16 protein-coding genes and 1 pseudogene are annotated in these 14,302 nt (G+C 60.9%); 8 read left to right on the top strand and 9 right to left on the bottom strand.

Translation table 11 applies throughout. The features are described 5' to 3' along the window. Positions 1-93: 93 nt before the first annotated feature. Positions 94-825, bottom strand: a complete 732-nt coding sequence (locus HB630_RS22925) for a TetR/AcrR family transcriptional regulator (RefSeq protein WP_213774864.1) — start codon at positions 823-825, stop codon at positions 94-96. A 199-nt stretch (positions 826-1,024) separates the two neighbouring features. Here HB630_RS22925 and HB630_RS22920 point away from each other — a divergent pair, with 199 nt between their 5' ends. The 6 genes and pseudogenes from HB630_RS22920 (at position 1,025) to HB630_RS22900 (ending at position 4,998) form a co-directional block, all read left to right on the top strand. Beyond that, the gene (locus tag HB630_RS22920; protein ID WP_213774862.1) at positions 1,025-1,243 is read left to right on the top strand and encodes a rubredoxin; all 219 of its coding nucleotides are present in this window, start codon (positions 1,025-1,027) and stop codon (positions 1,241-1,243) included. 27 nt (positions 1,244-1,270) lie between these two features. Continuing rightward, positions 1,271-2,074 carry a pirin family protein gene (locus HB630_RS22915; protein WP_213774861.1) on the top strand — a complete coding sequence of 268 codons (804 nt, stop codon included), beginning with the start codon at positions 1,271-1,273 and terminating at the stop codon, positions 2,072-2,074. A 176-nt stretch (positions 2,075-2,250) separates the two neighbouring features. Next, a complete protein-coding gene (locus HB630_RS22910; protein ID WP_213774859.1) occupies positions 2,251-2,808 on the top strand; it encodes a tautomerase family protein in 558 nt (185 codons plus the stop codon). Positions 2,809-2,940: 132 nt separating this feature from the next. Beyond that, entirely contained in the window at positions 2,941-3,216 is a 276-nt protein-coding gene (locus HB630_RS22905; RefSeq protein WP_213774857.1) for a hypothetical protein, read from the top strand. Positions 3,217-4,688: 1,472 nt separating this feature from the next. After that, positions 4,689-4,862, top strand: a pseudogene (locus HB630_RS28465) (DUF932 domain-containing protein); the annotation flags it as partial. After that, positions 4,846-4,998 (top strand): hypothetical protein, encoded by a 153-nt coding sequence (locus tag HB630_RS22900; protein WP_249781009.1) that lies wholly within the window; start codon positions 4,846-4,848, stop codon positions 4,996-4,998. The pseudogene HB630_RS28465 and the gene HB630_RS22900, both read left to right, overlap by 17 nt. 37 nt (positions 4,999-5,035) lie before the next feature. Here the strand turns inward: HB630_RS22900 and HB630_RS22895 are convergent, their stop codons facing one another. The 5 genes from HB630_RS22895 to HB630_RS22875 all read right to left on the bottom strand — a co-directional run bounded on the left by HB630_RS22895 (position 5,036) and on the right by HB630_RS22875 (position 9,488). Beyond that, complete coding sequence (locus HB630_RS22895) at positions 5,036-5,497, bottom strand: VOC family protein (protein ID WP_213774855.1); 462 nt, start codon at positions 5,495-5,497, stop codon at positions 5,036-5,038. Between the two features lie 41 nt (positions 5,498-5,538). Further along, positions 5,539-6,747: an alpha/beta hydrolase gene (locus tag HB630_RS22890; protein WP_249780989.1), complete on the bottom strand. Its 1,209-nt coding sequence runs from the start codon at positions 6,745-6,747 to the stop codon at positions 5,539-5,541. A gap of 10 nt (positions 6,748-6,757) precedes the next feature. Next, entirely contained in the window at positions 6,758-7,810 is a 1,053-nt protein-coding gene (locus tag HB630_RS22885) for an alpha/beta hydrolase (RefSeq protein WP_249780988.1), read from the bottom strand. Positions 7,811-7,897: 87 nt separating this feature from the next. Next, complete coding sequence (locus HB630_RS22880) at positions 7,898-8,974, bottom strand: alpha/beta hydrolase (RefSeq protein ID WP_213774853.1); 1,077 nt, start codon at positions 8,972-8,974, stop codon at positions 7,898-7,900. 10 nt (positions 8,975-8,984) lie between these two features. Beyond that, positions 8,985-9,488, bottom strand: a complete 504-nt coding sequence (locus tag HB630_RS22875; RefSeq protein ID WP_213774851.1) for a DUF302 domain-containing protein — start codon at positions 9,486-9,488, stop codon at positions 8,985-8,987. Positions 9,489-9,638: 150 nt separating this feature from the next. On the opposite strand from HB630_RS22875, the gene HB630_RS22870 reads away from it, so the two are divergent. After that, complete coding sequence (locus HB630_RS22870) at positions 9,639-10,532, top strand: LysR family transcriptional regulator (RefSeq protein WP_213774849.1); 894 nt, start codon at positions 9,639-9,641, stop codon at positions 10,530-10,532. A gap of 479 nt (positions 10,533-11,011) precedes the next feature. Continuing rightward, entirely contained in the window at positions 11,012-11,731 is a 720-nt protein-coding gene (locus HB630_RS22865; protein ID WP_213774847.1) for a hypothetical protein, read from the top strand. Between the two features lie 10 nt (positions 11,732-11,741). Here HB630_RS22865 and HB630_RS22860 read toward each other — a convergent pair whose 3' ends face one another. The 3 genes from HB630_RS22860 to HB630_RS22850 form a co-directional block, all read right to left on the bottom strand. Beyond that, the gene (locus tag HB630_RS22860; protein WP_213774845.1) at positions 11,742-12,599 is read right to left on the bottom strand and encodes a sigma-70 family RNA polymerase sigma factor; all 858 of its coding nucleotides are present in this window, start codon (positions 12,597-12,599) and stop codon (positions 11,742-11,744) included. Further along, the gene (locus tag HB630_RS22855) at positions 12,599-13,081 is read right to left on the bottom strand and encodes a carboxymuconolactone decarboxylase family protein (RefSeq protein ID WP_213774843.1); all 483 of its coding nucleotides are present in this window, start codon (positions 13,079-13,081) and stop codon (positions 12,599-12,601) included. Before HB630_RS22855 ends, HB630_RS22860 begins: the two co-directional genes overlap by 1 nt. 188 nt (positions 13,082-13,269) lie before the next feature. Beyond that, entirely contained in the window at positions 13,270-14,250 is a 981-nt protein-coding gene (locus HB630_RS22850; RefSeq protein WP_213774841.1) for an alpha/beta fold hydrolase, read from the bottom strand. Between the last annotated feature and the right edge of the window lie 52 nt (positions 14,251-14,302).

Genomic DNA, 14,302 nt, shown 5'->3' with positions numbered 1-14,302 from the left:
GCTTGCGCCGCTTCGCCCGCGTCTTCCTGAGCGCTACCGCCGCCAAGATTTTTCGTCGGTCCAGCCTGCATCAGGTGAGGAGGAGAGCCATGTCTATGTTCGGGAATGGACATTGCGTTTGCGGCGCGATGCGCGCGACGACGTCGCTCGCGGCGACGGCTTTTCGGATCGTGGATCTGGGTCGAGGCTGCGCCGGGCCGACAGATGGGCCAGTGCAGCGTCGAGCAGCTTCATTTTATCAATTCCTCTGGGTCCGAGCTTCACCAGAGGCTCTAGCTGTCCTTCGATTGCTAGGACCGAAAACCCATGCACGAAGGCCCATGTTGCGGTCATGGCTCCGACCTTTTCAAGAGATGCTGTTTTTACCGGCTGCACCTTGCTTGTTGCTGCAGCCGCTTCCTGTGCGGGCGTATCAGCGGTCACGTTGATCTTGTCCAGAATGCTGAAGGTGACCTTGCGAGCCTCGACCAGTGAGGTGCGGTTTGGATCAAGGAGGTCCTCTCGAAACATGAGCAGGAACAGTGCGGGGTTATCGAGCGCAAAGCTGACATAGGCCCGATCGGTATCATCGCGTGTCGCGCCCGGACGATCGAGTGCTTTCTCGAGATAATCGCCGAGCCGCAGGAAACCGATGGCTGCGAGATCGCTGAGCAGCCCGGGCAAGTCCTGGAAGTGATGCGCCGGGGAGCCATGCGAGACGCCGGCCTCGCGCGCGATCGCGCGCAAGCTCAGCGATGGTAGTCCCTCGGTACGGAGGATTTTTTCGGCCGCCTCAAGCAATGCCTCGCGGAGGGAACCGTGATGGTAGGTCTTTCTGGTTTTCATTTTTTATTCTTACGCTGTCTAGATTCGGGTTGACAAGCCCTTAAAGCAGGTTTATCCGACCGCTGTCTAGATTTCGAACATTGTCTAGATTAAGTTGCCGGCCAAGTCTCTCGTCAACGGCGATGGAGAAAAAAGGGCCGGTCAGCAGAGCGCCACGCTTGTTGTGGTGGCGCACCCATCACAATGAAAGAGGCAGAAAATGAGCACTGAACGCTTCAAGCTGCTGCTGTGTCTTGGTTGCGGCTTTTCTTACGACGAGGCGCTTGGCCTTCCTGAGCACGGCATAGCGCCCGGCACGCGTTGGGCGGACATCCCCGATGACTGGGTGTGCCCGGACTGCGGCACGCCGAAGCACATGTTTGAAATGGTGGTGATCGGCTATGCCCCCGGCGGCCCCGAACTCGCCCGCACCGCCTGACCCAAAGAAAATCAGGAGCAAATAGTCATGAGCAATTCGTTCATCATCCGCAACGCCGAGCGCGGCCACGATATGATCAAGTCTGATGGGTTGCGGTCTTCCTACATTGCAGGACATCCCGATGGCTTCGTCACCCGGGCGTCCAGCTTCAACTTCCACGAATATCAGGGCGGCCGCCCAGGTTTCGGTCCGATCCGGGTGTTCGGCGACGAGATCTTTCACGGTGCGGGATGCGGCTACAACATGCATCCGCACCATAACTTTGTGATCTGTGCGTTCGTCTTCGCCGGTGAACTGACCCACATCAATACGGCCGGCGCCGGCATGGTCGATCGGCTCCAGGCCGGCGACTATTACGTATTCTCGGCGGGCTCCGGCGGCAAGCATTCCGAACTCAGCGTTACGCCGGAGGACATGCACGCCATCTATCTGTGGCTGCTTCCAGAACAGCTCTATCTGCCACCGACCTACCATCGTGCCCATTTCGATTTTCGGCGCCGGCGAAACGAAATCGTACAGCTTGTCGGCGACGACAGCGGCGCATTGCCGATTGCGCAGGATCTGCGCGTTTCCCGCCTGATGGCCGATGCGAGCCGCTCGTTTTCCTATCGTCTCCGGACGACGTCGCACGGCGTCTATGTTTTCGCGCGTGAAGGATCGGTTCGGTGCGGCGACGTCACGCTGGGTCGCCGCGACAGCACGGGGATTTGGAATGTCGATGCGATCAACATCGAGGTCCTCGAGGACGATGCCGATGTGATGATCGTCGAGACGATCATGACCGATGACGAGAACATCAAGAAGTGGGAGCGCGAACATGCCGGTCACTGAGCGCGCGCATCCCGTCCGCCTTTCCCACCCTGGATGCATCCTCAGGTTGACCGCAGAGGTAGTCGAGCCTGGAGAGGCTCGTCCTTGCCCCCGCCGCGATACCTGCCGGTCGGCGCTCTGCCGGAGCAAGGGAGCCAATGCGGACTGCGCCGGCAACAAAGGCAAGGAGAACTGATATGCCTATTATGAATGTTTGTTACAGCGCCGGCGATCTCGATGAGACCAGCAAGGCCGATCTCGCCAGAACACTCACGGATATCATGATCCGCATGGAGGGCGGAGCCAATACGAGAGGCGGTCGCGCCTTTGCGTGGGTTCTGTTCAATGAACTGCCTCAAGGCGACTGGTGGGCCGGTGGCGAATCCGGAAATGGATACGTCTCGCCGCCTGGGCGATTCCTCATCCGTGTCAGTATTCCGGAAGGCTACATGAATGCCTCGCACAAAAGCGAAGTGCATGTATGGGTAACCGACGCGGTTCTCAAAGCGACCGCAGCTTCGGGACAGGACGCCGGCCAAAGCATCCAGGTCGTCCTTGACGATGTGCCTGAAGGAAACTGGGCCGCCGCCGGTCACACAATCAGCCTCGCCAGCATCGCCGATAGCGTGGGCCTTTCCAAAACAGGCGATCGCTTTGCCTGGTCAAAGAGTTACTTCGCGGCCAAAGCGCGTGTGCGCAAGGCAGCCGGTTATCCGGCCGATGCCGGTGGGTTGTGGACTGAAAACGCAGGCTAGGGCGGCACTCCATCCTGTCTGCCAATGCGAGACGCCGCTCGGACTTCATTGTTTACCGTCGGGACGGCAAACGAGCCCGAGCGAGATCGAACTTCTGATTTTAACCCAACACGAACAGGAAAGATCTGAATTATGAAGACCGACAACACCACACGTCGCAACGTTCTCCAGATCGCAGCAGCGGGTGCGGGCGCGGCAGCTCTGCTTGCCGCCTCGGCCGGCGGTGCGCTGGCCTATCAAGGCAACATGGAGCGGGCTCTGGCAGAGCTTCAGACGGCGCTGCAGTCGCTGCGCGAAGCGACACCGGACAAAGGCGGCCACAAGGCGACGGCCATTGGCCTGATCGAGCGCGCGATGAGCGAAGTTCAGGCCGGAATCGATTTCGCAGCCCAGCATTTCGGCGACTAAGGAAAGGGAAATGTCATGCTGAAGAAGCTCACATTGATCCTGACGGCGACGCCGATAGCGCTCGCCGCCATCTCTTCGCCGTCTCAGGCATTACAGATCCAGCCGTCGGTAGAAGCCTCGTCCGCGGTCGTTCAAGTTGCCAACGGATGTGGAGCGAGAGGATATCGCGGACCGAATGGCGCCTGCCATTCCTATGGCACCGGTCCTTATCCGGGTGGATATTACGGTCGCTATAACCGGCCTTGGCGCTGGAACGGTTGCCCTCCGGGTTACTGGCGAGGACCGTGGGGACATTGTCGCGATACGCCGTATCATGGCCGATTGCCGGGCGGCGGTTGGAAATAAACCCATCCTCCCGGGAGGCCAAGGGCAAGGCCTCCCGTGCCGGCCCGCGAAGGCACAGATCATGACTGCCCGGGCACGAGATTTTGCCCCGCATATCGCTCGTGAATGAGCTTGACCTAGCGATTATGAGGACTGATGCGATAGAAACGACTGCTCAAGATTCAGCATCTCACTAAGCGTGACTCGAAGATCGATCAGATGTGCTACAGCGAGGCCTGTTGTGGCGTGGCGGCTGGGCGGCTGGGTTTCCGCGTGGAACGGCGATACCGAGTGCGCGTTGCAGCGGCTGGTCGAGGCGAGCGGCTAGATCCGCTTTCACCCCAGCAAGCGGACGTTCACTCGGCACGCAGCGTGGCGCTGCTGGTTGGCCACCGATTTCCCTAAGCGGTGGAAGCAGCGCGCCGCTCGATTGCGACCGTGCCGGAAGCAACCTCTTTTGGTTGCTGCGCTTTGGCACGCGGGCAAGCACGAGGAGGCAAGATTGGAATGTGTGGCCTTGATGGAGCGGCAACCAAACTCATCTCTCGCGCGGTCGCGGACTTTGCAATCACTCAGATATCCATGGATGGTGGACCTGGTGATTGATGGATTGTGCAGTGGAGGAACGCCGGACCCGGGAGAAGCCGCTAGTAAAATGATCTTTGAAGTCTGTAATTGACCCATCGCGGCTCCAGAGCGCTTGTCGAGAATGTCTTCTATTCGGGCATAAGCGGAATTCTTACTGAGCGGCCCCTCCCTACCGGTCGGTCACGCTCTAGCTGCAAGCATGTGCTTGCAGCTAGAGCCACGAAGCGTCTCCGCCCTTCGGGTGACGATCATTGCCGCCTAATGCTTCTGCCTGGTCCGCGCTTCTGTCCGGAGTCGGCCCGAAGGCACGCTCCACGATGGGGTTCGGCGAGGCGAGATTATCCAAGCTGACCGGGCGGGCGTGCTTACGAACACGGCACAGGGATGGAAACGGATTACCTCAGGTGACGGGCAGGTGCGGCTCGGGCGGGCCCATATTCTCTGGCGTCGGTGTCCTTGGCGACGGACGAAGCAGGAGAGGAAGAGCGGGGCCGGGCTGGGCCGTGACGGGTTAAGGGCCGAAAGAGAGTCTTTCGGCGCCCGTCATGGAGATTGATCCCATGACTATTCAGGTTCTAGACGCACGTCGCGACGCCAGCGGCGGTTATAAGGTGGATGTGAGCCGCGGCCAGCGCGTCAGCCGCGTGTCGTCGGAGTGGTTCTCCCGCCCGGCAGACGAGCGCTATTTGTCACTTGGCGAACTCGCCCGTTCGGTGCGTGAGCGCGCCGACCGCAGGCGACGCGGCGCGCGACAGCCTGATCGACCGCGCCCGTCAGGCCGGTATCGATGCGCTACGCGCCGGAATTCGGGGCCAGCTCGACCCGCAAGATGCTGCCCGCTTCATGCCGACCGCGGGGCCTGTCCGGTAAGAGCGTGTAGGCGCGGCGTGTCAACGCGGCAATCAAGTCACTCGCTCGTCGAAGCGATTACCTCGAGGAGATTTCCCCAGGGATCGACGAAAAAGGCGATGCGCAGGCCCATCGCCGGAACGTCGTGGGGCTCGCTGACGATCTTCACGCTGCGGCGCTTGAGCTCCTCGACGGCGGCGTCGACGTTGTCGACGCGGATACCCAGATGATGCCATCCTGACATGTTATAGCTGCCCGGAAGATCCTCGTACGACGGACGGGCAGCGGCTCCGGGCCCCGCCAGGATTTCGATCTTGAAAGTATCGTCCGCCGCGGGCGCGATGAAGCCGAAGGTCAGATCCCGGATCGGTAGGGAATTGAGCAGTCGGAAATCCAGCACCTCGGTGTACCATCTGATCGCAGCGTCGAAGTTGGGCACGCGGATACCGGCATGATCTACTCTCCAGGACGCGAACGGGCTGGTGGTCTTTGGCTCGGGAGACGGTGAATTGTCCGGCATGGCTTTTCTTTCAACGTTGCGTTTCGTGATTCTGGACTCCGTTATGCAAGCTGCCTGACTTTCGCCCAGGAACGGATGTCATCGACGAGCTCGGTCTTGCGCTCTAGCGGCAGCCAGTGGCCCGCCGGCTGGCGTGTGACCATAAGATCGGGACACGCCCGGCGCATGGGTTCACCGACATCGCTTAGGCCGATATCGCAGAGCCCATCGAGGTCGCCGTTGATGAAGAGGACTGGCTGGCTCAGGCGGCCGCCGTTGGGCGCAGAGCGGGCGTAGGCAACATTGGCTTCGTCGTTCAGATACCAGGCATTTGCCGGCCGGAAGCCGGTCACGCGAAACGCCGCGACCAGTATATCGAAATCGGCTGACGGCCAGAGCGCGGGGTCGGGAGTGACGGCAGGGGCACGATGCGCCGATCCGAACCACCCGCCGTTGCGCGTCACCAGCGCGGACCGGTAGAGCTGCCCCCGCGAGGCGGGGTTGCCGGGCCGGTAGATTGCCGCCAGCGTGGCGGGAATGTCGGCATCGAAATCGCTAACCGTCTGGTCGAAGTGAGTTACATAGAAGCGGCAATAGTCCCATTGACCGTCAGGATACTGGTCGACCGGATAGATCTTCCGGTTCACTGAGGGCAGAAGGCTGGCCAGCGCGAAGCCGTCCGGAAAATACGGTACGGAAACCAGCGCCACACCACGGCAGCGTTCGGGGTGGTGGGAGGCCAGTGCCCCGGCCACGGGGCTTCCCAAGTCGTGTCCGACCCAAACGGCGGCGCGACCGCCCAGATGGTCATGAAGCTCCACCATGTCGTGGACGATCTCGCGCAGGGCATAGGCCCCGGGTGCTTTTGGGACCGATGAGTCACCATAACCTCTCATGTCCGGGGCGGCGCAGCGCCAGCCTTCGGCGGCCAGCGTCTGTATCTGTGCCCGCCACATAAGGCCCATCTCCGGCCAGCCGTGCAGGAAGATCATCAAAGGCCCTTGGGCTGGGCCAGCTTCCCAGTATCGCGTGGTGTGACGCGGCGTGCGCAAAGTTCTCGCGTGCAGCGAGGGCGCGGCACCCGTCGCAACGCTGGCCGGCTCCGTCGCCGCGGCTGTCTGCCCGAGCAGCACGCTGACACCGGCGCCTCCACCGAGAAGCAGGGTGCGGCGAGACATATCGTTCGCAAGCATGGCATAAATGTCCATATTCGCCGCCGACGCGGCTCGGGTGTTCGAGAATTCGGGGACGGGATCGGGACAGTTGTTCATGGATCCTCCTTCATGCGACCGATCGCGCGAAGGCGACGAGGTGCCGGTTCACCTCGGTCTCCGCTTCGTGATGGACCCAGTGACCTATGGCTTCGAGGCCGACATAGCCTTTCAAGCCGGGCAAGCGGTCGCGCATGACGGCCTCCGTCAAGTGATAGATCGGAAACAGGCCATCCGATTTGCCCCAGATGAAGTACGAGGGTTGCGGTATCTTCGCGCCGACATATGCGCCGGAAAGATCGAAGAACGGCTGGACAGCGCGATAATAGTTGAGGGCCCCATGAAATCCGGTGCGCTGAAACTCGGCGATGTTGTGCGCGAGGTAATCGCGATCGATCCAGCCTGGCAGTTGATCCGGCGCCTTGCGGTGCAGGCTGCGGACCGGATCCAGAGGGTTCCAAGCTTCCGCTACAGGGGCCGAGCCCGATGCCCAATAAAGAATACCGGGAATGGTGACGGCTGCGTCCGCCCAGAGCTGATCCGCGTCGGGCCGGATCTGCTCGAACATGTAGAAGTCATTGCCGTGGCCGGACGCTTTCATGGCGTCCAGTACACTGACCTTACCGCGGGGGGAGTAAGGTACAGCGAGGCAGAATACGGCCTTGAAGCGGTCGGGCCTCATCAAAGCGGCATTCCAGGCCACATTCGCCCCCCAGTCGTGGCCGACGATGATGGCCTCGGCCACTTGCAGGGCGTCGAGGAGCCCGACCAGGTCGCCAACCGTCTGGAACGGCGTGTAGAGTGCCGGATCAGTCGGCGCCGACGATTGGCCATAGCCACGCATATCAGGCGCGATCGCGCGGAAGCCGGCGGACGCCAGCGCTTCCATCTGCTTGCGCCAAGTATAGGCGGTGTCGGGGAAGCCGTGCGCGAACAATACGGCCGGGCCATTTCCCATTTCGGTCACGTGCAATGTGATGCCGTTTGTCGGAACGTCATAGGTTTTTAGGTCGTGATCCGGCCCCCGGGTGGTTGCTTTAGACATCTGTCCCTCCAACAGGATCGCGACGGTGGCAGTGCCGCCGATGACCAAGGCGCGGCGCGACATCATCGACGAAGCCATGTGATCTACTTTCCTGCCGCTCCTGACGCCGACCCGGTGCGTTCACGTTCCTGCGGACACCGTCACGAAGAGTGTCCATCCTTCGGGTCAATCCAGATCAGCAAGTAGAAACTTGCTTACATCCTGGGGAGCGTCGATCTGCAGCCAGTGACCAGCATCCACCAGATGAAGGCGCGATCCGCGCAGTCTCGCCGAAAAGTCCTGCGCGACGCCCTCGTTCAAATAGGGGTCTTGCTTCCCCCAAATGATCGAAGTCGGAAGAGCTAGGCGTGCGAGGGCATCGAGGCGACCGTCATTGACCTTGAGCTGCTCCCTCAGCCCGCCGGTCATTTTGACGAACGCCGGTCCTGCGCTTGGCTTCTGCGCAAAGTTCTCATTGATGATCGGCTGAAGAACGTCGTCGAACAGACTTTTCTGTTCAGGCGTCGCGCTGACCTGAAAATGCTTATTCTGAAAGTTCAGGAGGAAGGCCATCTGCTTGGGGTCGGACATTATTTCGCGGGACAGTGCTGCCAAGTCGGGATCGGAGAAAAGCTCGATCAACTCGGGGAAGCGCAAAGTTCTGGTGTCGCCATAGAATGTGTTGAGCAGGCAAAGGCCCGCGATCCGTTGCGGATCGGAAAGGATATAATTGAGACCGGCGACACCACCGGCATCGTGGGCCACCGGTATTGTCTTGCCCAAGCTCAGCGAGTTGACGACGGCCTCGATGTCCTGTCGCTGCTGATCGAAACCATAAGGGTAGCCGTCCGGCTTGTCGGACTTGCCGAAGCCGAGGAAATCGAACGCGACGACGTGTCGCCCCGCCGCTACGAGGTAGGGTATGATCCGGTCAAAGATGTGCAGATTGTCCGGGAAGCCATGCAACATCACCAGCGCCGGTCCGCTTCCTGGATATTCTTGGACGTAGAGTTTGAACCCGTCTCTTGGGACCCAATGCTCCTTAGGTGCCGGAATGGCTACAGGCAATCCGGCACGCGACTCGGAAGCCGACGCGCGCACCGCATACGGCAGCAAGCCGCCGACCGCGGCGCATACCGCGGCCGTGCCAAAGAGAAAATCGCGTCTCGACGCCTGCATCTGCTGCACACCCTGATTCATGAATTGGCCTTTGCTGTCTGCCGGGCCGAACACCGATGACCGTGCCGGCTCGACCGCACCCATTTCCGCCTAGCTAGCTGGCGATCTTCGTCAAAATGCCGATCATCCTCTCGTCGAGCTCCTTCGGGACGGGAGAGGCAGCCAGCTCGGGAATCTGGCCGAAGAACGAGCTCGGCAGATCGATATCGATCTGCGCGGCTTCGCCATCGCGCTGTGAAACGCAAAAGCGAACCGGGGCGCCCAGGCCGGCGCGAGGCGAAAATCGAAAGAGGCCTTGGGCGATAGTGGCATTGCCGAAAAGGTAGAAGCGCGACTCGATCGGAATGCCGGCGAGGCGTTGCGTCGAGCCTTGGTCCAGCCAGAAGAAGATGCCGAACTCTGTCTCTCCGCCGACATCCTTCACATATGCCGCGAGCTTTTCGGTATCACCTTCCGTCGTTAGATCTCGCAAGGTCCTGGCGTCATAGTGCTTGAAGGTGCTTTCGATGAGGTCGACCAACTCCTTGAAGGACTTCTTCGATTTGATGGTAACCAGCTCAACCTCGAAAGGGGTTTTGGTTACCACGCTGCCAAACACAGGCGTTTGGGCGTCGTTGAGGTCAGTGTGAGCCATGTCATCTCCTTCAGGACTGCCGCCGTATTGGTCGCGCCGGGAGAATGGTGACTACCAATAAAGTACGCAATCTCGTAAAAACGGCAGGCTTCCTTCCGCTTTCCGGAAACAACGATGGATCGTCTAGAATCGATGTCGATACTCCTGACAGTCGCTGAGGCAGGCAGCCTCTCGGCTGCCGCCCGGCGTCTCAAAACGCCGCTCACCACCGTCAGCCGGAAGATTTCGGACCTGGAAGGCTACCTCAAGACCCAGTTGTTAAACCGCTCGAGCCGCAGGATAACCCTGACAGATGCTGGAAAATCCTATGTCGCTGCCAGCAAGCGGATCCTCGAAGAAGTGGCCGAAGCGGAGCGCACTGCTACTGGAGAATATACGGCGCCCAAGGGCGAGCTGAATGTTACAGCCCCCACTGTTTTCGGCCGTCTGTATCTGGTGCCGGTGCTGTCAGATTTTCTTCGGGCCTATCCGGATATCGATGTCCGTCTGACACTCAGCAATCGACAGATCAATTTGACCGAGGAGGGAATGGATGCTGCCCTTCGCGTCGGGACGTTGCCGGACAGTACCTTGATCGCTACACGGATAGGCGAAATCCATCGCGTCTTCGCTGCCAGCCCAGCCTATCTCAAGACCCGAGGTACGCCGCAAAAGCCGGCCGATCTTGCCGGACATGATTGCGTGGGCGTGCAGGGATTCACAGGACAAAGTTTCTGGAGCCTTGCCGATGACGCCGAACTTCCGGTTCGCTATCGACTCACCGTTAATTCAACCGACGCAGCCCTCGAGGCGGCTGAAGCAGGCATTGGGATCATCTCAGTATTCTCCCATCATGTCGCGTCGTCGTTCCGGGAAGGAAGATTGGTTCCCATTCTAACAGACCTCAAACGACAGAGGCTTCCGATCAGCCTGGTACGCACATCAGTGGGTTATTTGCCACTGAAGCTGCGTGCCTTTCTGGACTTCGTCACGCCGCGCTTGAATGCGCGGCTATCCAGGGATGCGTGACGAGCCTTCGTGTCTTTCGACCGAACTTTTGATGAAGGAATATCATTTTCCGGTCCGCAGCCTGGTGAGACGCGGCCGGCACAAGGGAACGGCGGGAGATGTTGCTATCCGCGAGTACCCGGCCTTGCTCATCACATTCCCGAGCATAGGCCAACACCGTCCCCGCGTCGCGTCCGAACAACATATCGGCAATGCGCGGCGCTAGCCTGCCAGACGGACGGATCACACGATTGGATTTCGGCCGTGGAACGACTCATCAATGGCAATCGCAGGATATGTTGGCGCCAGAAAATACGAAGTACAGGCCTTGTGATTTCCTCTGTTTCGAGCTTGTCATCCGATTCGCTGAAGAGTTCGGCGTCGTCCAGACACCGGAAATTCTATTAACTTCACCCCATAGGTGTTACTGCTCGTGTAGGCAGGCGACAGCGTCGAGGCGGATCTGCTCGGCGCGAGAGGGCACGATCGCAGAGGCACCGTTGCGCGGAATTGATTTCAGCTCCTGGCAAAGCCTGCTCGTAACGCTGATTGGCCTGGCGTTGTTCACGCTCATCAGCATCGGCATCCGTCTGTTGATGATGTTCACGATTCAGCAGCGGCGCGAGCGCATGAACCGCCAGATCAATGAGCGCCTGCGCACGCTCATCGCTGCCTACAAGACCGTCGGGGGCTCGTTCACCGGCAATCTGACTGTCGACCCAACGCATCTGCGCGATCTCCATGGGCAAGATCGGCAGGTTGAGGAGAACGGGGAGTCGGAATCTGAGGAGACGGATCCTCCGGCCGAACGCAGGGCGGGTTCGGATCGCAGGCGTCATATTCGCGACGCGGTCGAGGCTGCCTTGTCGGACATCATCTTGCTCGGGACCGAGGAGCAAGTTCGTCTGGCCGAGCGTGCGGTACGCGAACTGCTTGCCGGGCGTCCCGTCCACACGGACGCACTCGTTGTCTCGCTGCGCAATTTCATTCGCGAAGCACTCGATATCGACCCGACCCCGTCCGACCTCGCGATCCCCAAGCAGGGTCCGGCGCGCCCCTCGAACTCGGGAGGACGCGGCAAAGGCGAGAGCAGCCGTGAGGGGACGGGGAAAGGCGCCGGCGGCGGCGGGATGGGCGGTGGGATGGGAATGGGTGGCGGGATGGGCGGGGGCTTTGGGACCGGCGCCGACGACGAATCATCGGCCGATCATCGCTCATAGACCCGCCTGCCTAATGCAGATGCCTTAATTTGTCGGGGTTTCGCACGACATAGATGGCGGCGATCTTCCCATTCTCTATGTCGAGCGCCGTTGTCTGGATCTCACCATCGGCTTCCAGCGTGATGAAGCCGGGCAATCCGTTGACGACGGCAACGCGAACAAGTCTCGACGGCGTATGGCGGAACACGACCGCCAGCTTCTCCTGGAGCGCCATGACGGCATCGTATCCCAGGATCGGCTGCGCGAATGCCGGACGTTTGCCGCCGCCGTCGGCATGGACGCTGACGTCGTCCGTCAGCATCGCGCCAAGCGTCTTCATGTCACCGCTGCGCGAGGCCGCGTAAAAGGCCTCGGCAATCTCAAGGCCGCGTTGTTTTTCGACCTTGAAACGAGGCTTTGCCTGGCGGACATGGGCGCGTGCGCGGGCGGCAAGTTGGCGGCATGCCGCAGGATCGCGCTCGATTGATGTGGCAACCTCCTCGAATTCCAGTCCGAAGACATCATGCAGCAGGAAAGCGGCTCGCTCGAGCGGGGAAAGACGTTCCAGCACCAGCATCAGCGGCAAAGTGACGTCTTCCACTTCGTCCTCTTCCACGACGGGATCGGGAAGCCAGGTGCCGACATAGGTCTCGCGTTGGTGTCGTGCTGACTTGAGCTGGTCGAGACAGAGCCGGGTGACCGTGCGGCGCAGAAACGCCTCGGGCTCGCGCACTTCGCCGCGGTTGGCCCTCATCCAGCGGATGAAGGCCTCCTGCATGACGTCCTCTGCATCCGAGACAGAGCCGAGCATGCGGTAGGCGACGCGCATGAGCTTTGGACGCAGCGGCGCGAAGACCGCCGCTACGTCCTCGGGACTGGCCTCCGCCATCAAGCAACCGCCTTGGTGAGGGATGCAGCGGCGGCCTTGACCTCCGCCGGATCGACCCACAAGCCGAAACCGACCGCAAGGCGATTCCACCCGTTGATAATGTTGATCATCAGCGTGAGTTTCACCTGTTCCTCCTCCGTGAACTGGGCCTTCAGGGCTTCGTAGGCGGCGTCATGCGTATGTCCTTCGGACAGTCGCGTAAGGGCCTCGGTCCAGCCGAGTGCGGCGCGTTCATGACCGGTATAGCAGGGAGCCTCGCGCCAGGCCGGCAGCAGATAGATGCGCTGCTCGGTTTCTCCGTTCTCGCGCGCATATACCGTATGCATGTTGAGGCAATTGGCGCAGCCATTGATCTGGGAGGCGCGGATCTCCACGAGATGCATGAGTCCTGGATCAAGGCTGGAGGCGATAGCGAGCGATGTACGCTGCCAGTCTTTCATCAGGGAAGGGGCGGCGGCGAAGGGGTTGATCTTGTTGGTCATGACGGACCTCCTTTTGTTGGTTCCGACATCATGACGAGTCAGCATCTGCCATTGTGACATGCTCGCCAGGATTTTCGCGATATCTATCGTCAGGCGCGAAGGGCAGGGCGGGCGGAACTCCCTGCGGCAGCGGGGCGCGCCTCCGCTGCACCACATCATCCGGCGAGATGGCGCCTTCCGTGACACTATCACGCCAACCCCTGGGCAACCGTGCGAAGGATGATCGCACGTGCCTGCCGGCCTTCCGGTGTCGGCATAGCCGCATAATTGTGCGGCTGGCCCTGTCGCAAATGAAGCTCGGCCGGTACGTCAGCAGCCCGCGCCTTTGCCGCCAGATCGACGCAGTCTGGATAGAAGAGGTCGAGCGTGCCGGAGAATATGATCATCGGCGCCAGCCCGTGGAAGTCGCCATTCAGGGGGCTGATGTACGGATGGGCGACATCCAGCTCGCCCGCATACAGACGCCCCGCTTCGCGGGCGCCGGGGATATCATTGATGGGGTCACGCGCGGCGAGCGCGATCTGCTCCGGGCGGCTGATTGAAAAGTCTCCGCCGGGCGAGATCAGCACCAGCCCATTGGGTTGGCGATGGCCAGAGTCTCGCAGCCATTGAGCCGCCGCCAGCCCTAATGCGGCGCCGGCTGAATTGCCGACGACAATGACCTTCGCAGGTCCGGCGTCGTCCAGAAGCTTGCGCAACAGATCGCCCATGGCCGGCGCGACGTCCCTCGCGGTGGCGCGGGGAGCCAGTGGATAGATGGGAACGATGCAACGGACGCGAGCATTCCGGGTCAGGTAACCGACGAAGCGCCAGTGGGCACGAACGATCTCGTTGATGTAGCCGCCGCCGTGGAGGAACACCACGATGTTGCCAGCGTCTGTCTGCCCAGCCGGCGCCGTGTGGTAGATGGGCCATCCTGCCACGTCCTTTCTGATGACCTCGACGCCGCGGCCGAGACCGGTCGGTTCATAGGAGGCCGGCCGCAATGCCAATCTGCGCACGTGCTCTTGTACCGCAGCAGCGGACGCCATCCGCTTCTTGATGGGAAGAAACCGCAGCAGACCAACGATGGCCCGGCTCTGCCAGCTCGGGCCGGCATGATCCCATGACATCGCTTGCACGGCGTGGCCTGACCTTGATTGCATCAACAGTGTCTTCTCAACGCCCATGTTGTGTCGCGGCTCCATTTTCGGTTGGACCTGACAGCATGACGAGACGGGA

Origin of the sequence: Bradyrhizobium sp. dw_78 (assembly GCF_018449525.1) — a bacterium.
Lineage (GTDB): Bacteria > Pseudomonadota > Alphaproteobacteria > Rhizobiales > Xanthobacteraceae > Bradyrhizobium.
Note: the sequence above shows the minus strand (reverse complement) of the source record. Positions and strands in the feature narration are given on the sequence as shown.